A 19,101-nucleotide genomic window follows, 5' to 3' on the forward strand; every position below is an offset into this window, starting at 1 on the left:
CTGTACGGGCGGGTTTTGAGCGTAGATTTATTGTCAAAACCAGTGAATCTTTTGCTAAACCCGCCCCTACGAGTCTCGCCAATGACAAATGACAAATGACAAATTTATGAAAATTGGTGCTAACTATTTAGGCGGCGATCGCTGTGAATTTATCGTGTGGGGACCGAATATCGAGTCACTGGGCGTTCAAATTGTCTCCCCTGAAGAACGCTTTTTGCCGATGCAACAGGAAGATGGCTACTGGAAAGTTGTAGCCGATAATATCCCTCCAGGTACGCAATATCTTCTGGAATTAAATGGTGGCGAAACTCGCCCCGATCCTGCTTCCTCTTTTCAACCGCATGGCGTACATAAGCCTTCTCAAGTGATAAGCCATGAATTTACTTGGGATGATAGCGATTGGGCTGGCGTACCGCTAGACGCGATGATTGTTTATGAATTACATGTCGGTACGTTTACCCCAGAAGGGACTTTTACCGCAATTATTCCCCGTTTGGCAGATTTGAAAGAGTTGGGAGTCAACGCGATCGAAATTATGCCGATCGCGCAGTTTTCTGGCAATATACCCCCAGATGGTAGCTGTGCCTATCGTAACTGGGGCTACGATGGGGTTTACCCGTTTGCCGTGCAAAATTCTTACGGTACTCCCGAAGAGTTAAAGCAATTAGTTGCAGCTTGTCATCAACAGGGAATTTCGGTGATTCTCGATGTGGTGTACAACCATTTTGGACCTGAAGGTAATTACACCAGCAATTTTGCTCCTTATTTTACTCAAACCTACCGCACTCCTTGGGGCAGCGCCATTAATTTTGATGATGCCCACAGTCACGACGTGCGCCACTTTTTTATCGAAAATGCCCTTTATTGGCTGCGAGAATTTCATATCGATGGTTTGCGATTAGATGCAGTTCACGCGATTTACGATCTGGGTGCAAAACACTTTTTAGCGGAATTAGCCGAAAAAGTTCGAGAATTTTCCGAACAACAAGGGAGAAAGTATTACTTAATTGCTGAAAGCGATTTAAACGATCCAAAAATCATTCGTCCCAAAGAAGTAGGTGGATACGAGCTTGATGCTCAGTGGAGCGATGATTTTCACCATGCTTTACATGCATTATTAACAGGTGATAGTGACGGTTATTATCAAGACTTTGGGAAATGCGAAGACTTAGCAAAAGCCTATCGCGATACATTTGTCTATGACTGGAAATATGCACCCCATCGCCAGAGATTTCATGGCAATTCTGCACGCGATCGCACCGATCTATCTCAATTTGTCGTTTGCATTCAAAACCACGATCAAATTGGCAATCAGTTGTTAGGGGAAAGACTACCAAAACTCATCTCTTTTGATGCTCTCAAACTAGCTGCTGGAGCGGTAATTCTTTCACCTTATATTCCTCTGCTATTCATGGGTGAAGAGTATGCCGAAGAAGCACCTTTTACATACTTTGTCAGCCACTCTGACCCAGATTTAATTAAAGCAGTACGTGAAGGAAGAAAGCAAGAATTTGCTGCCTTCCACGCTGTAGGAGACCCACCCGATCCAGAATCTTCTCAAACTTTTCTCAAGTGTAAGATGAACTGGGAAAAACGCCAAGAAGGTAAACACCAAGTTGTCTGGTCTTGGTATCAAAAATTAATTCAACTTCGTACTACTGTTCCTGCTTTAATTGAAAAAGAAAGAAATAGTATAGAAGCAGGTGCAGACGAACAACAAAAAATTGTCTGGTGGCGGCGATGGAGTGACAATAGCCAAATTCTTTGTTTGATGAACTTTAGCCAAAATGATGTTAGCTTCGCACCAGAATTCAGCCAAAATAATTGGCGAAAAATTCTCGATTCCGCCGATGAAAAATGGCAAGGTTCTGGTAGTATCGCCCCAGAAAAAATCAAGTCGGGCGAAGAAATAAAACTGCGATCGTACAACTTTGTACTGTACGAAAACAAATAAATTTGGTTATTTGTCATTTGTCATTTGTGTAATTTTTGACTTTTGACTTGGAGTACGGGCGAGTTTAGCACATGAATTGACAACTGCATCTGTAAATCTTTGGTCAAAACCCGCCCGTACAAATTGCTTATCCCTGTACGGGCGGGTTTAGTAGATAGATTAACAGTCTTAGCCGTAAACTATTGCTCAAAACCCGCCCGTACAAATTGCTTATCCCTGTACGGGCGGGTTTAGTAGATAGATTAACAGTCTTAGCCATAAACTATTGCTCAAAACCCGCCCGTACAAATTGCTTATCCCAACTCCCTACTCCCTACTCCCTAGTTATATGCGCATTCCCACAGCTACTTACCGCATTCAATTTAACTCGGAATTTAAATTTGCAGATGCGAAAAAAATTACCGCGTATCTAGCAGCTTTGGGAGTTTCCGATCTCTATGCTTCACCGATATTTAAAGCTAGAACGGGTAGTACTCACGGTTACGATGTTGTCGATCCAACTCAACTCAATCCCGAACTAGGAACTGAAGCAGATTTTGATGCTTTGATTGCTGAAATTCAACAGCATCAATTAGGTTGGTTGCAAGATATCGTCCCTAACCACATGGCTTATGACAGTCAAAATGTATGGTTAATGGATGTTTTAGAAAATGGACCTGATTCAGCCTATGTAGAATATTTTGACATTGCTTGGAATGCTCCTTTCACTGATAATAAAGAACCAATCTTAGCACCGATGCTAGGAAATTTTTATGGAGAATCGTTAGAGAATGGAGAAATTCAACTCAAGTACGAACAAAGCGGTTTGACTGTCAACTATTACAGTCTAAGCTTGCCGTTAAAACTAGAATCATATGCGACTTTCTTGACCTACAATTTAGGTAAATTAGCTAGAACTCTAGGTAGAAGACATCCAGATTTTGTTAAACTTCTAGCAATTCTCTACATTCTCAAGAATATCTCTGCTGATGTTGTCGGTAAACAAAGAAGACAAGATCAGACAGAATTTGTTAGAGGCTTGCTTTGGGAACTGTATGAAAGCAATCCTGAAGTAAAAGCTTTTATCGATGATAATATTAAGGTCTTTAACGGCGAACCAGGAAATACTGAAAGTTTTAATCTTTTAGATAAGTTACTTTCAGAACAGTTCTTTCGACTTTCTTACTGGAAAGTAGGTGCGGAAGAAATTAATTATCGCAGATTTTTTACAGTCAACGAATTAATCTCAGTCAAAGTAGAAGAACTCAAAGTCTTCAACGCTACTCACGAACTCATTGCAAAATTAGTTAACGAAGGCAAGTTTACAGGTTTAAGAATCGATCACATCGATGGTCTTTACGATCCAACTCAATACTTAGAAAGACTGCGGGAAAAAGTAGGTGATACTTATATCACCGTCGAGAAGATTTTGCAGATTGGGGAAGACATACCTAATTACTGGCAAATCCAGGGGACTTCTGGCTACGATTATCTAAACTATGTGAATGGACTTTTCTGTAAAAAAGCAAATCGAGATAAGTTTGACGAAATTTATCGAAATCTAACCGGATTTATCACGAGTTTTCCTGGTGTTGTAGCCGAGAAAAAGCATTTAATCATCGATAAAAATCTAGCAGGTGATATTGATAACTTGAGTGTCTTGCTAAAGAAAATTGCGGGTAGATATCGTTATGGTAATGATTTTACTCTCAATGGCTTAAAACGTGCGATCGCAGAAGTTCTTACCCGTTTCCCGATCTATTGTACTTACATCAATGCTGCCGGAATTTCTGAGCAGGATCGACAGTATATTCAAGCAGTCATTCAAGCTGCAAAAGATGGCACGCCTCTATTACAAAATGAGTTGAACTTTATCGAAAAATTACTTTTACTAGAATACGAACCCACTCTGACGCAAGCTGAGAAAGACCAGTGGTTATATTTTGTCATGCGAATGCAACAATATACGGGACCGCTGATGGCAAAAGGAGTAGAAGATACAGCTTTATATGTCTATTACCGCTTGCTTTCTTTAAATGAAGTAGGTGGCGAACCAGATCATTTTGGGATGGATTTAGCTGAGTTTCATAGCTTTAACCAACATCGAAATCAAACATGGAGTCATGCTATGAGTGCAACTTCAACCCACGATACCAAACGGGGTGAAGATGTGAGAGCGAGAATTAACGTTCTGTCAGAAATTCCTGATGAATGGCAGCAACAAGTTCGTAGTTGGATGGAATTAAATCGTTCTTATAAAACGCAACATAAAAACTCAATTTTTCCCGATCGCAACGATGAGTACGCATTTTATCAAACTTTAGTAGGGGCATATCCATTTTTAGATAGAGAAGTAGATGGCTTTAGCGATCGCGTGAAAGAATATATGCTGAAGGCAATTCGCGAAGCTAAAGTCTACACTGCTTGGCTGCGGCAAAATCAGACTTATGAAGATGCTTGCACTAGTTTTGTCGAAGCAGTATTGAATCAATCAGAAAACAATCAATTTCTGAAAGAGTTTCTCCCATTTCAAAAGAAGGTTTCTTGCTACGGTATTTTTAATTCCTTATCCCAAACTCTGTTAAAATCAGTTTCTCCTGGGGTTCCTGACTTTTACCAAGGAACGGAACTATGGGATTTAAGCTTAGTCGATCCAGATAATCGTCGTCCAGTTGATTTCGAGCAGAGAAACTCTTATTTGTCGGAAATCAAAGAGAAAATTAGCACGAATATTTCTGCTCTAATTTCCGATCTGCTAGCTACAAAGGAAGATGGCAGAATTAAGTTATTTCTGACTCATCAAGTCTTGAAAGCGAGAACGCAATATCTAGATGTTTTTCAAAAAGGAGAATATCAACCTCTAGAAATCAGCGGCAAGTACAAAGAAAATATCGTGGCTTTTGCACGCAGTTTTGAAAATACAACAGCTATGGCGGTCGCCCCTCGTTTCTTAACGAGTTTAATTCAACCAGGTGAGTATCCATTTGGCGAAATTTGGCAAGATACTTATATTCAACTACCTGCCGAAATAGCTTCAAAGTGGGAGGACACAATTACTCATCAAAATATTCAAACTGATGGAAAATTGCTACTTGCTGACACGTTGAAAGAGTTTCCCGTAGCACTGTTAATTGGACGAAAATAACTTTCGTTCTTTAGGGGGGAACTTTAGGATTAGATCCCCCCTAACCCCCTTAAAAAAGGGGGAAAAGTCAATACGGTTCATTTAAGGCTACGCTGTGCTGAGGATAAAGAAAATAGGAGGATTGGTTCGGGAGGGGGTGGCTCGATGTCTTGGCTTTTTTGAGCGAAACTTGGATACAGGTTTTTTTACAACTCTGGGATTGGTACGAGAAACTCGTTCAGGTAACAGAGTGTCTAAAATCTCTACAGTTAACCAACTTAAAAAAAGGGGAGTTCTTGTGATTGCAAGCGTTGAAATTTCGGGATAGCACGACGAATAACTCGCAATGTCCCAGTGAAACTCAGACGCAAAGGAGTGATACCCGCGCTCTTTGCAGCTTGAAACATCAATAACCGCACAGCCCAGTGTCCTAACAACCACCCGTAAACTTCCTGCACAACTTCACGCGGTTTTTGAGAGCGAATATGAGTTTTTCGTCCTGATAAATGTACTTTGAGTTCATCAATAGTATTTTCTACTTCCCAGCGTTGATGATATTCAATCGCCAGTAGTTGAGCCGGAAATTTCTCCAATTCCAATAAGCTGGTAATTAAGCGATATCTTAGTTGTTCCTCTGGGTTGTCGGTATTACCAATTGTGTATTCAATCACTCGGACTTGTATGGGCTGGCAAGCTTTTGAGCGGAATTTAGCAGGTGGATAAATCCAACTCAGATAAGAACCATCCGCCAGTGGTTCTTCGCACAAAAACTTGACATTTGCGGGAATTCTTCCTAAATAATCGCTACCAGTTGTGACAGTTGCTTGCACCATTGCATAAGAATGTAACCCTCTGTCCCACATCAACAACATCCCTGAACTCACGGAGCGTAATAATCTTAATGCCCGCACTCGTTCTCCTATTCGATATGGACACATCAATGCATCAAAGATTAAATGTGTTCCTGCTTCTACCAAAATGACTAATCGCAGTTTGGGAAATGCGGCTTGTGTGCCAGGACGGCTGCTCGGACGACCAAAAACTCTCGCATTTTCATCGCTGTCTGGCAGATCGAAGCAAGTCCGATCAATTACCACAATTCGCAATCCATTGAGAAATGCTCCTTTGGTATCGGTGCTAGCCATTGGTCGCACCAGTTGATGGAACAATTGACTCATCACCCTTGGACTTAATCGTTGTCGGGCTTGCGTTATTGCTGATTTACAAAAAACTCGCCAGTATTTCCCCACTTTCACCCATGCTTCGCTCAGCCCATCAATTAAGTTTTTCAGCACATCTCTCATCGAATCTCGTGACCACAGACTCATCGCAATTACCAAACAAATTACCAATTGTGCTGGTAACGAGCGTTTACGTTGTTCACAAACTTTAGTTTTAGCGATCGCTTGCTCGATCTCCGTGGATGGGATGGCTGCCTCTATCGCTTTGAACACATCACTACTTTGTATCGTAGGAGACAACAATGAGAAATCCTTCAGATGCACTACACTCACTTTCCATTCTTGGGAACAATGCTTAATTTACAACACTTTGAGCCTTAACTGAACCGTAGTGTACTATAGCCCATCAAATACTTATTCTGCTGGTGGTTGGGTATCATCTGTAGCAGATATGGTGAAATGGGAAGCCGCACTTTGTAGCGAACAAATTCTCAAAAAATCTATTCTAGAGCAGATGTGGCGATCGCATGAATCAAACAAAGGAAACGAACGAGAAAAATACGGTTTTACCAATGGGTTAGGTTGGCATATACCTAACTACTCAGATCGAAAAGTTGTCGGTCACAACGGCTCGATAAAAGGGTTTGCCACCAACATAACGCGCTTTATTGATGACAAAGTTACAGTAATTTTGCTGTGTAACTTAGAAAATATAGCAAGACCAGACGCGATCGCCAAATCCATAGCCGAACAATTTATCCCTCATCTCGCCAAAATACCTCTACAACCACCGCTCTAAACTAAATCTACGATAAAGACTCAATATTCATCCGCGTTCATCCGCGTTCAAAATTTCCAAAAAATTCTATTTTGACCTTTGACACCTGTACGGGCGGGTTTAACCACCAACTAACTCGTTTTTGAACCAAACTCTGGGTAAAAAACCCGCCCCTATCACTTTTGACTTATCAACAAGGATAATCATGACCAACATTCAAAATCCTCCACGCCAACGACTCAATATAAAAGACGCACTCCGCCAAGTACCGCTATTTACCAAACTACCAGAAACAGAATTGCAGTGGTTGTGCGATCGCGGACAAGAAGTATGGCGGGAAGCAGGAGAAGTTCACCGTCAAGAAGGAGATCCAGCCGACCATGTTTTTATCTTGCTAGAAGGAGAAATTCGGATTACTCAGCAAGTCGGAAATCAGCAACTCGTTTTAGCTACCTACGACACGCAAACCCTGTTTGGCGAATTACCCGTATTAATGGGACAAGATACCTATTGGGCGAGTGGAATTTCTATTAAGCGATCGCGTATTTTTGAATTACCGAAGGACGCATTTTGGCGCTTACTATCTACTTGTTCCTGCGTCACTGCCTCCATTCTCAGCACGATGGCGCAGCGAATGCAAACGGTACAAACAATAGCACAGCAACGGGAAAAGTTAGCTGCTTTAGGAACGTTAGCCGCTGGACTCGCCCATGAAATGAATAATCCCGCCGCCGCCGTCAGACGCAGTGCCAAACACTTACACGAACTTTGGCAAGATATACCCTGCTTCACTTTAAAGCTGAAGCAGCAGATGACAAACGAACAACTCGGCTTTTTGATTGATATGCAGTGCGAGGCGGTGCAACGGGCGCAAAATATCTCTGCCCTCGATCCCCTGACACAAAGCGATCGCGAGGATGAAATAGCTGAGTGGCTGACAACCCACCAAGTAGAAAATAGTTGGCAACTCGCCCCCATTTTAGTTGGAACTGGGTTAGATTCAACTTGGCTAGAAAGCATCGTCCAGAAAATACCTACCGATGCCCTATCTGGGGCGATCGCTTGGTTAAGTGCATCCCTTACAGGTGTTGGGGCAATTGAAGAGATCGATCGCTGTGCCGATCGCATTTCTCAGTTAGTACAGGCAATTAAAGATTACTCTTACATGGATCGCGCCCCTCTACAAGACGTAGACGTACATCAAGGACTAGAAAGCACTGTGACAATTTTGAGTCACAAACTCAAACGCGGCGTGAATGTGAGCCGCGACTACGATCCCAATCTACCTCGCATTATGGGGTATGGTGGGGCATTAAATCAAGTGTGGACGAATTTAATTGATAATGCGATCGATGCCATGCAGGGACAAGGTAAGATTTGGCTGCGGACTTGGCAAGAACACGACCACATCGTAGTCGAGATCGCCGACAACGGATCGGGCATTCCCTCCAACATTCAACCCCGGATTTTCGAGCCATTTTTCACTACCAAAGGCGTAGGACAAGGCACAGGACTAGGTTTGGATGTCACGTATCGGATTATTGTAGGCAAGCACCACGGCGATATCAATTTCACCTCAAAGCCTGGAGACACCTGCTTTCGAGTACGTTTACCGATTCAAACATCATGAGTTGTAAACGTATAGAGACATAAACACATGGAGACGCGACATATCACATCTCCATGTGTTCGTACTCATTTTATTTGAGAGTGTTAGTATCCAGTAACGATATGAAAGCCTTACATAGATTTCTTAGTAATTCTCATATTATATTTGTGCTTGAGTTTGTTACTAGAAAGGATAGTAGGTCTGAGAAATGAAGACCACAATCCTCTTCTACTCTCGTGTGTCACCTCTCTGTATACAAATGTTTCGGCGCTACCATCTTTTCTGGTATCTTCAAGTACGAAGTTTTTTAAAGGAATATCCGAAACTCTCCTATACATTATTTTTCATTCTCCAAAGTGTTCTAATAACTTTTCTTCTATCAATTATCCAGCTTAGTGCTACGCTGTGTACATCGTTATCCCTAAGCTTTCGTAAATCTATTATATTGTCTGTATCAATAGCAAGAAATCCAGCAATTGAGTTTTCTTGGAAAGCAGCTACTACAATAACTCCCTTAATATCCCCTGCTATTAAACTTTGGTTATCTTGACTAAGCGGTATATATGTGCATGGTAGGTTATTAGGATTAGATACATCTACAAATTCTACGTGATATTGTTTTGCTCTTAAAAAGGTATATCCCAATGCTCCCTCGTTTAGACAGAACGAAGCTTCTAGCTCTCTAGAATCTATGTTTTGTGTTTTGCATACCATTTGTAAACGCCAGCTTAAAAAGCTTTTTCTAACAGGTAGGAAAACGGATAAACGAATTCTTCTATTTGACCTTAGTTGTCTTCTAATGACTTCTTGAAGCTTTTGTAAATCGTTTTCAATGAACGGAATGACAACATTATTAGTTACTTCAAATAAGTCGCCAGCTTCCTTTAACTTTACCTTCAGCTCAATAATAAAAGTTATAAAAATTGGTGCTAAAATTAATATAATTGATATTACAACTACAAATGCTGAATCATTAAATAAATTTAATTGCTTTGGAAGGATAGCATTAGTGCTTCAAAAAAATCTCTGGCTTCAGCAAAGTTTATAACGACTATTGAAACAGTAGAAATTACAAAAGCTATTAATTGGAGCGGTCTAAATCTACGCCATTGATAATTTATTTCATAGCTCATTATTTTTCTATAGTATAAAAATTTATTCCTTGATTTTGAAACTTTTTTCATAAATTCTGCTAATCTCAAAAGCTACAACTGTGTAGCCTTTCTCCCAAATCAGTCTATGAATTATAACATCAGCATAAACATTCCAGTTTCGATCTACTCAAAGTATAGGAACATCAACTGGGATAATTCTATAGCCTTCCTTATTTGCTTGGTGTTGAGAACCAACCAATAATGTTTCTGGATACCCCTGAGACGGATTTAACTTCAAAATACTGTTCACTTCACATGGCATACCCATAAGTTTCTTCTACTTTTTGAAACATTAGAATTTAAGTATATTCTGTCTTTATCCTAGAGAATCATATTTTGCCGCAGGCTCCAGTCTCGTTGAGACGGAAAACACCTATTCAAACATCAGGGTGCTTCTGACGAGCTTTGTTTGCTGCTACTTCTTCATCAGGATCGACGAAATAATCACCGCTATCTGGCTCAATAACGATGTACCAATTGTAGCGATCGCCGCTCGATTCAGCACTGGCTCGCTCAAAAATTACTCGACAACGTTGATAAAATGCTTCTTTTTCAAGGTTATATTGAGCTTTTTTTTTTTTTCCTCAGACCAGTTGTGTTCTGGAAAAATTCTGCCACGTCTTGCAGTTCGCTTAGATATTGAATCTTTCATTTTTGCATCCAAATATATTCCAAATATAATTATGCGTTTTTATCAAAATTATAAAAATGGGGATGGTAGTTTCCATCCCCTCCTAAATTACAAAAATTTAAGTAACTAGTCTGACGACTTTATAAAGTCGGTACGTACTGCTGTTTTTCTGGTACGTCGGTATATTCAGCCACAATCTGACGAAACTCTTCGCCGTCGATGGTTTCTTTCTCGATCAACAAATCGACTAAACGATCCGTAACCGTACGATTGTCACGGATAAGTTTCTTCGCCAACTCATAGCACTCTTCGACAATAACGCGAACCTGAGCATCGATGCGAGAAGCGATCGCGTCTGAGTAATCGGAACGAGTCATCAAGTCACGACCCAAAAACACCTCTGAATTTTGGCTATCCAACGCCAGGGGACCCAACTCTGACATCCCGAATTTTGTCACCATCTGCCGCGCCATTCCCGTCACCTGTTGCAAGTCGTTACCCGCACCAGTGGTTACTTCTGCCGTACCAAAGATAATATCTTCAGCAGCTCTACCACCCAAAGCACCGCTAATTCTAGCTTTGAGCTGCGATCGCGAGATCAATCCTTGTTCTTCGCTAGGAGTAAACCAAGTCAAACCTTGAGCTTGTCCGCGCGGTACTAGCGTGACTTTCTGTACCGGATCGTGGTCTTTAATCAGCGTACCGATTAAAGCATGTCCGATTTCATGATAGGCAATCAACCGCTTGCTCTTACTATCTACCAACGGTGTGCCTTCCATCCCTGCCACAACGCGGTCTACAGCGTCGTCAATTTCTAGCAGGGTAATCGCATCTTTGCGCCGTCTAGCTGTTAAAATCGCTGCTTCGTTCAGCAAGTTAGCTAAATCTGCTCCTGTAAAGCCAGGAGTGCGACGAGAAATTGCTTCTAACGATACAGTGTCAGCAAGTTTCTTGTTTCTAGCGTGGACTTTGAGAATCTCCAAGCGACCTTTGATATCCGGTGCATCGACTGTAACTTGGCGATCGAATCGACCGGGACGTAATAATGCCGCATCGAGTACGTCAGGACGGTTGGTAGCAGCAATGATGATGATTCCCGTATTGCCTTCAAACCCGTCCATTTCTGTGAGTAACTGGTTGAGAGTTTGCTCTCTCTCATCGTTTCCACCACCAATTCCCGCACCTCTTTGTCTGCCTACCGCATCAATTTCATCAATGAAGATCAAACAAGGAGCGTTGTCTTTGGCTTTCTTAAATAAATCCCGTACCCGCGATGCACCTACACCGACAAACATTTCGACGAATTCGCTACCGGAGATACTGAAAAATGGGACTCCTGCTTCCCCAGCGATCGCTTTTGCTAACAAAGTTTTCCCTGTTCCTGGGGGTCCTACTAACAGTACGCCTTTGGGTATGCGTGCGCCAACAGCAGTGAAGCGTTCTGGCTGTTTGAGGAAAGTCACGACTTCTTGTAATTCCTCTTTGGCTTCGTCAATTCCCGCTACGTCATCAAATTTTATGCCCGTCTTGGCTTCCATCTGGAATCTAGCACGGGATTTACCAAAGTTAAGTGCTTGCCCTGGTCCACCCGGAATATTACTAGAGCGACGGAATAAGAAGAACAGCCCACCAATCAACAGCACGGGGAAAATCAGATTACCCAGTAAACCCCAAATTGCCCCGTCATTTCGCATCGGGTGAGAATCAAAGCTTACATTTCCAGCTCTGAGTTTAGCAATCAGTTCGGGAGCGCTGTATGGTAAGTCTACCCGCAGCCTTTGAACGCGATTGTCCAGTTCTGGATCGACTGCCTCTACAATTGCCGTCCGTCCGCCTTCATATAGGTCTACACTACTGACGCGACCAGCATCTAAATATTCTAGAAAACGACCGTAAGTCATTCGAGTACTGGCGGCGTTCTTACTCATATCAGCAGGAGCGCCAGCAAATGCCCCCTGCCAGAAGAAAAAGCCTATCACGAGTGCAGGCAGTGTCCACAGTACTAGGACTCTCCAAGAAAATTTCATCAGTTAGTTGCCTCTAGGTGTAGATACAACAAATCAGTTTGACTACAGGCGGGCGCTTTTATCCCGTAAACGATAGTCCTTAAACAGATATTGTTAACTTTTCTTTCAATCAGTAAATCTTCTAGTGTATGAAGATACTGATAGCAGTTTGATTACTATCTTAATCAAATTTAACGTAATTTTAAGCGATCGCGCTAATTCAGCGACCAGTTATCAGTGACCAGTTATCAGTGACCAGTGACCAAACAATGCGCAATGCACAGCTAATTCCGAATTCTTCCCTCACTCCTCGCCCCTCGCTCCTCGCTCCTTAATTCATCTACCATGTAGAGAGATATAAACAAATGTAAAGAAAGATGCAAGACAAGGTGGTTGTAGTCGTCGGTGCAACTGGGGGTATTGGTTCGGCTTTAACTCGCAAACTGGCTCCAACTGGAGCGCGTCTGGTGTTGGCAGCTAGAAATAGCAGCGCACTGCAAGACTTGGCAACACAGTTATCAGTTAAGTCAGTATTAACTGTTCCCACAGATATCACCGATCGCACCTCGGTAAATGCCCTGATGGAGCAAACTACGGCTCAGTTTGGCAAAATTGATGCTTTAGTAAATGCAGCTGGTGCAGGAATATTAAAGCCTTACAATGCTCTAGAACCAGCCGATCTAGAGGCGATGTTAGACCTAAACTTGAAGGGTAGTTTCTACACCTGCCAAGCCGCAGCTGAATTAATGCAACGGCAGAAATCCGGGCATATTTGTAATGTAGTTGGAATTTTGGGCAAGCATTCAATGGCAATGGCAGCAGCATACAGTGCTTCCAAGTTTGGTGTAGTTGGTTTCAGTAAATGCATGGCGGAAGAGTTGAAGCGTTTTGGTGTGAAGTTCACGCTATTCTATTTTGGTGGCGTAGACTCTCCCTTCTGGGACAACGTACAGCTAAAAGTGGATCGCAAAAAAATGCTCAGTACCGAAACTGCTGCCAATGCAATCTTTTATGCCCTCCAAGCAGAACCACAAGCAGTCCCGATGGAAATTAATATTCAACCAGATAGCCACTTGTTTTTTTAGGGAGCAGGGAGCAGGGAATAGGGGGGGGACAAGGGAAACAAGAAAGCAACTACCAACTGACAACTGAGGACTGATTCTGCAATTCTTGCTTAAGAGCGAATAGTAAATTCAGCAAAACAGGCAAAATTTACAAAGAGATAGGCTGTGATGCTGAATTTTCCAAAAATATGAAAATCGATCGGATTCACTTCTACGTAGAAGATGCAAAAGCTTGGCGTGACTGGTTTGTCAGCAAATTAGGCTTTCAAACTGTAGCTAGTTACAGCCGCGATCGCTACACCGATACAGAAGTGGTGAAGAGTGGTTTCGTCTGCTTCGCTCTATCGTCACCGCGATCGCATTTCAGTCCAGCCTGGCAGTTTTTGCGCCATCATCCTCCTGGTGTGGCGGATGTCGCCTTTGTTGTAGAAGATCTCGAAGCGATCGTCCAAAGAGCGATCGCTTACGGTGCGAAAGTCTTACAACCCCCACAATTACAGCAAGGCTACAAGTGGAGCAAAATTTCTGCCTGGGGTTCTCTGGCTCATACTTTGATCGAGAAACAGAGGAACAAGGGAGAAGTCACAAGTCAAAAGTCAAATGTCAAATTTTCCCACTCTCGACTCCCCATCATAGGCATCGATCACATCGTATTAAACGTTGCTGCGGGGGATTTGGAGCCAGCTGTGGCATGGTATGAAGAGATTTTGGGTTTTCGCTCTCAGCAAGCTTTTACTATTCAAACCGATCGCTCTGCTTTGCATAGTCAGGTAATGGTTTCTAGTAATAGCTGCGTTCAGTTTCCAATCAATCAACCTGCATCGCCTAATTCGCAAATTCAGGAATTTTTAGATTGCAATCAAGGTGCGGGAATTCAACACATCGCCCTCAAAACTAGCAATATCATCGAAGCGATCGCGCAATTTCGCAATAATGGCGTATCTTTTCTTTCAGTTCCTCCTACTTACTACACTCAGCTACAGCAGCGTTTGGGATTACCAATATCATTTCCAATCTCAGTTGACGAGTTACAAGCGATCGCCCAACAGCAAATTTTAGTTGACTGGCAAGATTCCCACCCCGATGCTTTGCTACTACAAACTTTTACTCAACCCATTTTTACCCAACCAACTTTCTTTTTTGAAATTATCGAACGCCGCTCCCAAGCCACGGGTTTTGGCGAAGGGAATTTTCGCGCTCTGTTTGAGGCAATCGAACGAGAACAGATGAAGCGCGGTAGCCTTCAAGATCGGGAGTCGGGAATCGGGAGTCGGGAGTCGGGGGGACAAGGGAGACAAGGGAGATAACTTACAAATGACCAATGACCAATGACCAATGACCAATTAGTATTTCTAAACTCACCCATCAAACATTCAAAATTTCGCCTTATGGCATCTGAGCTAAGGTGTTAATGAAAGTTAGCATCTTAGACTATAAAATGATTAGATTAATTACTGATTTTGACGGACCCATTATAGATGTGTCGGAGCGATACTACCGCGTATATCAATTATGTTTAGAGAAAACTCGCCATCCAGAACAAGCTGTAACGCAGTTAAGTAAAGCGGAATTCTGGCAGTTGAAGCGCTCTAAGGTTCCTGAAAAACAGATTGCTATCCTATCTGGACTAGACGAAACCCAGGCTAAAACATTTGTTAATTTGCGGCGACAAACGGTTCACGCTCATCCTTACTTTCAGTATGACAAACTGGCTCCGGGCGCAGTAGCAGCTTTAGAGCAAATACAGCAAGCTGGCATCGATTTAGCAGTAATGACAATGCGTCGCGTGCGCGAGTTAGACTATGCTTTCGGACAGCACGATCTGGGTAAGTTTTTTCCTGAAAATCGCTGCTATTGCTTGAGCAATGATTATCTGAAAACTCGCGACATTGACGATAAACCTTTGTTGATGGCAAGGGCTTTAGTAGAATTGCCCCCTGCTAGCGATGTTTGGATGGTTGGTGATACGGAAGCGGATATTATTGCGGCGAAAAAGCACGGGATCAAAGCGATCGCAGTAGAATGCGGAATTCGCGATCGCGTGCGGCTACAACAGTACCAACCAGATTTAATTGTGAAAGATTTAAATGCAGCAGTCGAGTGCGTTCTCAACGCTGGATTTGCCCAAGCTAGCTAGGATCTCGATCTTTTCTCAGCGTAGAAAGCTAGAAATCACCCACAACAACACAAAAGTTAGGACAGTAGAAAATTGTTCTACTGTTACAATACTGGCAATCTGGGTTTGCAACAAACTACCGATCAGCCCACCACCAATCAAACCAACAATCAAACCCGTGGCTGTTAGCAGTACTGCTCGACCAAATTTTTGTTCTTTCCGATAGAGAAAATAGAGGCTCGAACAAACACCAACGATTAACAAAAATTGTAAAATTTGAGCGCCAACAGCACTATAAAACACTCCAATACAGCTCAATCCTAAGTACAGCACTCCAGGCATGAGAATCTCAGTCAAGCTAGGCTTGTCTTGTATACCTTGCAGCCACGCTGGGGCTTGAGGCGCAGGCGATGAGACTTCTTTAGGGGGAGATTGGATAGCAGTCTCAGCGAAGCGGATACCTTCTGGAACCTTAATCTTTCCTTCTTGGCGCAGTCGCAAACGCTCCATTAAGATGGCATCATAAGCTGCTTCCACTGTCTCCAACAGCTGCTGGTCGTTGCCGCACTGCTGTACGAGGCGAGTGCGAGCTTCTTGGATCTCGTCGAATGTCGCGTCTTCTGATACCCCAAGTTTGTCGTAGGGACTTTGCTCGATCATGTGAATTTATCGCCTTAGCGGAGTCGGGGGCGAACTCTATAGAAAAATGTACAACAAGGCGTATGCTTTCAGCCTAGCCTATTTGGATCTATTCTAATAGACTAGTGCAGTTACCGGATATCGTTGTACTTAACCAGGATATCACTTATTCGTTTTTTACTGTGATGTCTTCTAGGTAATGCGATCGCTGACCCTGGCTCGTACCTCAGATTTACTGAGATCGGACACTTGCTTTACTGTTTTTGACCAGAACTGCTAAGCTTTTCTGCTTTACCTCGGTAATTGTACGAAAACGTAACATAAGTTGTAACACCGAGCCATGCTGTCGTAAATAGCACGACTGAGTTCAAGCAGAATTGAGCGATCGGCAGTCGAAAAGAAAATTTTATTCGCAAAATCTGCCGTTAGTGAAACAGGTGCAAAAGCAAGCAATAGCGTAGTTGGCAATTTTTGCCGTTTTGCTAGCGCGAGTCTGTTCGATTGAGAACTTCTCAAGTTATTGTCGGTTAATTGATGTGCGCGCCCGTACTGGCGATAAAATCCCCGGGAAAATTCTACTAGTATATTAGAACACCAGGGTTTATCTCAGAGTTGGCATTCCTGAATTATCGATTAATAATTGTGGTAGTTTCGATCTGCTTGTTCTAGCGCTACCACCCAGGTTGCTGAATAGGCTTGTTATTCCTTCTCTGCTCAAAGTAATGCCTATGGCTGTTGCCAAAATTCTAGTTGTTGATGACGATCCATCAATTCGTAATTTAATTCAACGCTTTTTAACCAAGCACAACTATCAGGTAGAGGCTGCCGAAGATGGTAAGACTGCCTTGGCTCTATTCGAGCAATTTAACCCCGATCTAGTCATCCTAGATGTAAATCTACCAGATACGCTTGGTTACAATCTCTGCCAAGAGATGCAAAACCGCACTAAAGTTTTTGTTCTCATGCTAACAAGTCGAGCTGATGAGGCAGACAAAATCAGAGGCTTTTCTCAAGGTGCGGATGACTATTTGACCAAACCATTTAGTTTAGGAGAGTTAGAAGTCCGAGTTGGAGCAATTTTGAAACGCCAACGAGTAGTCACGACTGCGGAAAAACAACGTCTGGTGTTCGATAAACTGACAATCGATCCAGAACGGCGAGAAGTGACAATTAACAATGAATTGATTCCCTTAACTGCGTTGGAATTTGATTTGTTACGCTTTCTTGCCAGCCATCCAGGTCGAGTTTGGCGGCGTGCCGAGCTAATTCAAGAAGTTTGGGACTATGAATATGTAGGAGATCAGCGGGTGGTAGACGTGCATATCGGTCAGATTCGCAAAAAAATTGAAATTGATGCGGCTCAGCCGATCCTGATTCAAACAGTACGTGGTGTCGGGTATAAATTTGAGGCTCCTAGTGGGACTTTGTAAGAAAGATGGAGCAAATTGAGCTAGAATGCGGGTAGGAGTTGCGTTTTACGTCAGTCTCGACAGGAGCAACGTAAGGTGAAAGATCAAGTACCAGCAGCGATGCCGCAGTGCTTTGAGAACTGGTGTCGTCGGTTTGATGATGTATTTTCGCGTCAGAAGCAGCGGCAGGAATTTCGTGTTTATCTAGGGGGACTGCTGGGTGAGAGTCAGCGCAAAAACCTGAGCCAACTGGTCACAAATACAGTAGATGGCTCCTACAACAGCCTCAGACATTTTCTCAACAATGCCCCTTGGGATGAAGTCAAGCTAAATAATCGGCGGTTGGAGGTGATGCACCAGTGTCGCCAGACGACCCCGAGTCAAGGTTTCACATTGATTGTAGATGATTCGGGACATCGCAAAAGTGGTGCGGCTACTGATGGGGTAGGACGGCAGTACATTGGGGAGATTGGCAAGACTGACAATGGTATTGTGCTGCTGACTACCTACTTGTATGATGGAGTGCGACGTCTGCCGTTAGATGTTGCACTCTATCAACACGCAAGTTTATTCGAGCAAGGCAAGGCAGACCCCAACTTCCAGAAAAAACCTGACCTGGCTCTAGACTTGGTTGACCAATGCTTGAAGCGCGGTTATCGACCGGGTGTGACTGTAATTGATGCAGGCTACGGTAATAACACGCCTTTTCTCAAGCAGTTGGAGTCGAGAAACCTAACTTACGTGGCAGCAATCGCCAAAAACCGCCAAGTTACTGCTCAAACATCAGGTGATGAGTCTGCTCGTAAGCAGGGATTAGAAGCTATTGCTCAAACCTTGGCAGTGGAGCAGTTCACACCTGTGCAACTCAATCTGGAGCAGCCCCGGACAGTTTGGGTGGCGCTGTTACCAGTTCACGTTCCGAAGCTCGAAGGCACTCGCTGGCTGGCGATTCAACTCAATGCCTCTAGTTTCGAGCAAGCGACGGAGGTGGATTACTTTCTCACCAATGCCTCTGACAACCAAGTCAGTGCGGCTTGGGTAGCTCAAACATATTCTGCTCGCAACTGGGTGGAGGTCTTCTATCGAGAAGCCAAGGGCTGGTTGGGTTTGAGTGAGTATCAAGTTCGGGATGCTCTGAGTATGAAGCGTCATTGGGTTTTAGTGTTCATCGCTTACACCTTCATCCTTTGGCATCAGTTGACCGGCGGATTCCGCAGACGTTGGGCAACCAAACCCTTACAAACCTTTGCCGAAGCATTGGAGGCATTCCGCACCGCAGTCGAGTTTCGTTTGGTCCGCTGGCTTAATGAGCATGTTGATGTATTTGCCTCTCACAGAGCTAAGTTCGGCTATATTTGGGCTTAGAAAGTTTTAAAGTCCCACTAGTAAGGTTGGGAAAAGTCAATAGCACGCCACTCTCAATTACAAAATCAGAGCTAGAAGGCTAAACTCTTGCT

Annotated in this window: 15 protein-coding genes; 10 read left to right on the plus strand and 5 right to left on the minus strand. The window is 43.2% G+C overall.

The window, feature by feature from the left end:
• The first annotated feature begins 106 nt into the window (after positions 1 to 106).
• Positions 107 to 1,954: a malto-oligosyltrehalose trehalohydrolase gene (gene treZ / locus N4J56_RS03305; RefSeq protein WP_410500409.1), complete on the plus strand. Its 1,848-nt coding sequence runs from the start codon at positions 107 to 109 to the stop codon at positions 1,952 to 1,954.
• Positions 1,955 to 2,081: 127 nt separating this feature from the next.
• On the opposite strand, the gene N4J56_RS03310 is transcribed toward treZ, so the two are convergent.
• Positions 2,082 to 2,213 carry a hypothetical protein gene (locus N4J56_RS03310; protein ID WP_317105140.1) on the minus strand — a complete coding sequence of 44 codons (132 nt, stop codon included), beginning with the start codon at positions 2,211 to 2,213 and terminating at the stop codon, positions 2,082 to 2,084.
• 69 nt (positions 2,214 to 2,282) lie between these two features.
• On the opposite strand from N4J56_RS03310, the gene treY reads away from it, so the two are divergent.
• Entirely contained in the window at positions 2,283 to 5,078 is a 2,796-nt protein-coding gene (treY, locus tag N4J56_RS03315; protein ID WP_317105141.1) for a malto-oligosyltrehalose synthase, read from the plus strand.
• 257 nt (positions 5,079 to 5,335) lie between these two features.
• Here the strand turns inward: treY and N4J56_RS03320 are convergent, their stop codons facing one another.
• The gene (locus N4J56_RS03320; RefSeq protein WP_410500401.1) at positions 5,336 to 6,472 is read right to left on the minus strand and encodes an IS4 family transposase; all 1,137 of its coding nucleotides are present in this window, start codon (positions 6,470 to 6,472) and stop codon (positions 5,336 to 5,338) included.
• A gap of 157 nt (positions 6,473 to 6,629) precedes the next feature.
• Between N4J56_RS03320 and N4J56_RS03325 the strand changes: the two genes are divergently transcribed.
• Positions 6,630 to 7,037, plus strand: a complete 408-nt coding sequence (locus N4J56_RS03325; RefSeq protein WP_317105142.1) for a serine hydrolase domain-containing protein — start codon at positions 6,630 to 6,632, stop codon at positions 7,035 to 7,037.
• Positions 7,038 to 7,221: 184 nt separating this feature from the next.
• Complete coding sequence (locus N4J56_RS03330; protein WP_317105143.1) at positions 7,222 to 8,646, plus strand: sensor histidine kinase; 1,425 nt, start codon at positions 7,222 to 7,224, stop codon at positions 8,644 to 8,646.
• Between the two features lie 309 nt (positions 8,647 to 8,955).
• Here N4J56_RS03330 and N4J56_RS03335 read toward each other — a convergent pair whose 3' ends face one another.
• Entirely contained in the window at positions 8,956 to 9,339 is a 384-nt protein-coding gene (locus N4J56_RS03335; RefSeq protein ID WP_317105144.1) for a hypothetical protein, read from the minus strand.
• A 127-nt stretch (positions 9,340 to 9,466) separates the two neighbouring features.
• Between N4J56_RS03335 and N4J56_RS03340 the strand changes: the two genes are divergently transcribed.
• A complete protein-coding gene (locus tag N4J56_RS03340; RefSeq protein WP_317105145.1) occupies positions 9,467 to 9,673 on the plus strand; it encodes a hypothetical protein in 207 nt (68 codons plus the stop codon).
• An 877-nt stretch (positions 9,674 to 10,550) separates the two neighbouring features.
• Here the strand turns inward: N4J56_RS03340 and ftsH2 are convergent.
• On the minus strand, positions 10,551 to 12,437 hold the full coding sequence (gene ftsH2, locus N4J56_RS03345; protein WP_317105146.1) for an ATP-dependent zinc metalloprotease FtsH2: 1,887 nt from the start codon (positions 12,435 to 12,437) through the stop codon (positions 10,551 to 10,553).
• A 356-nt stretch (positions 12,438 to 12,793) separates the two neighbouring features.
• Between ftsH2 and N4J56_RS03350 the strand changes: the two genes are divergently transcribed.
• The 3 genes from N4J56_RS03350 (at position 12,794) to N4J56_RS03360 (ending at position 15,617) form a co-directional block, all read left to right on the plus strand.
• Positions 12,794 to 13,501, plus strand: a complete 708-nt coding sequence (locus N4J56_RS03350) for an SDR family oxidoreductase (protein ID WP_317105147.1) — start codon at positions 12,794 to 12,796, stop codon at positions 13,499 to 13,501.
• A 167-nt stretch (positions 13,502 to 13,668) separates the two neighbouring features.
• Complete coding sequence (gene hppD, locus N4J56_RS03355) at positions 13,669 to 14,787, plus strand: 4-hydroxyphenylpyruvate dioxygenase (RefSeq protein WP_317105148.1); 1,119 nt, start codon at positions 13,669 to 13,671, stop codon at positions 14,785 to 14,787.
• A 131-nt stretch (positions 14,788 to 14,918) separates the two neighbouring features.
• Positions 14,919 to 15,617 carry an HAD family hydrolase gene (locus N4J56_RS03360; protein ID WP_410500410.1) on the plus strand — a complete coding sequence of 233 codons (699 nt, stop codon included), beginning with the start codon at positions 14,919 to 14,921 and terminating at the stop codon, positions 15,615 to 15,617.
• A 15-nt stretch (positions 15,618 to 15,632) separates the two neighbouring features.
• Here N4J56_RS03360 and N4J56_RS03365 read toward each other — a convergent pair whose 3' ends face one another.
• A complete protein-coding gene (locus N4J56_RS03365) occupies positions 15,633 to 16,256 on the minus strand; it encodes a CPP1-like family protein (RefSeq protein WP_317105150.1) in 624 nt (207 codons plus the stop codon).
• A gap of 707 nt (positions 16,257 to 16,963) precedes the next feature.
• Here N4J56_RS03365 and N4J56_RS03370 point away from each other — a divergent pair.
• Positions 16,964 to 17,665 (plus strand): response regulator transcription factor, encoded by a 702-nt coding sequence (locus tag N4J56_RS03370; protein WP_317105151.1) that lies wholly within the window; start codon positions 16,964 to 16,966, stop codon positions 17,663 to 17,665.
• A 75-nt stretch (positions 17,666 to 17,740) separates the two neighbouring features.
• On the plus strand, positions 17,741 to 19,009 hold the full coding sequence (locus N4J56_RS03375) for an IS701 family transposase (protein ID WP_317104593.1): 1,269 nt from the start codon (positions 17,741 to 17,743) through the stop codon (positions 19,007 to 19,009).
• Positions 19,010 to 19,101 lie beyond the last annotated feature (92 nt).

The sequence above is a fragment of the Chroococcidiopsis sp. SAG 2025 genome (assembly GCF_032860985.1).
In the GTDB taxonomy this organism is placed as follows: Bacteria; Cyanobacteriota; Cyanobacteriia; order Cyanobacteriales; family Chroococcidiopsidaceae; genus Chroococcidiopsis.

What these genes read in the sequence shown, in the direction of transcription:
- treZ (WP_410500409.1), top strand. Translation starts at nt 107, where the DNA reads ATGAAAATTGGTGCTAACTATTTAGGCGGCGATCGCTGTGAATTTATC.
- N4J56_RS03310 (WP_317105140.1), bottom strand. Translation starts at nt 2,213, where the DNA reads ATGGCTAAGACTGTTAATCTATCTACTAAACCCGCCCGTACAGGGATA.
- treY (WP_317105141.1), top strand. Translation starts at nt 2,283, where the DNA reads ATGCGCATTCCCACAGCTACTTACCGCATTCAATTTAACTCGGAATTT.
- N4J56_RS03330 (WP_317105143.1), top strand. Translation starts at nt 7,222, where the DNA reads ATGACCAACATTCAAAATCCTCCACGCCAACGACTCAATATAAAAGAC.
- N4J56_RS03335 (WP_317105144.1), bottom strand. Translation starts at nt 9,339, where the DNA reads ATGGTATGCAAAACACAAAACATAGATTCTAGAGAGCTAGAAGCTTCG.
- N4J56_RS03340 (WP_317105145.1), top strand. Translation starts at nt 9,467, where the DNA reads ATGACAACATTATTAGTTACTTCAAATAAGTCGCCAGCTTCCTTTAAC.
- ftsH2 (WP_317105146.1), bottom strand. Translation starts at nt 12,437, where the DNA reads ATGAAATTTTCTTGGAGAGTCCTAGTACTGTGGACACTGCCTGCACTC.
- N4J56_RS03350 (WP_317105147.1), top strand. Translation starts at nt 12,794, where the DNA reads ATGCAAGACAAGGTGGTTGTAGTCGTCGGTGCAACTGGGGGTATTGGT.
- hppD (WP_317105148.1), top strand. Translation starts at nt 13,669, where the DNA reads ATGAAAATCGATCGGATTCACTTCTACGTAGAAGATGCAAAAGCTTGG.
- N4J56_RS03360 (WP_410500410.1), top strand. Translation starts at nt 14,919, where the DNA reads ATGATTAGATTAATTACTGATTTTGACGGACCCATTATAGATGTGTCG.
- N4J56_RS03365 (WP_317105150.1), bottom strand. Translation starts at nt 16,256, where the DNA reads ATGATCGAGCAAAGTCCCTACGACAAACTTGGGGTATCAGAAGACGCG.
- N4J56_RS03370 (WP_317105151.1), top strand. Translation starts at nt 16,964, where the DNA reads ATGGCTGTTGCCAAAATTCTAGTTGTTGATGACGATCCATCAATTCGT.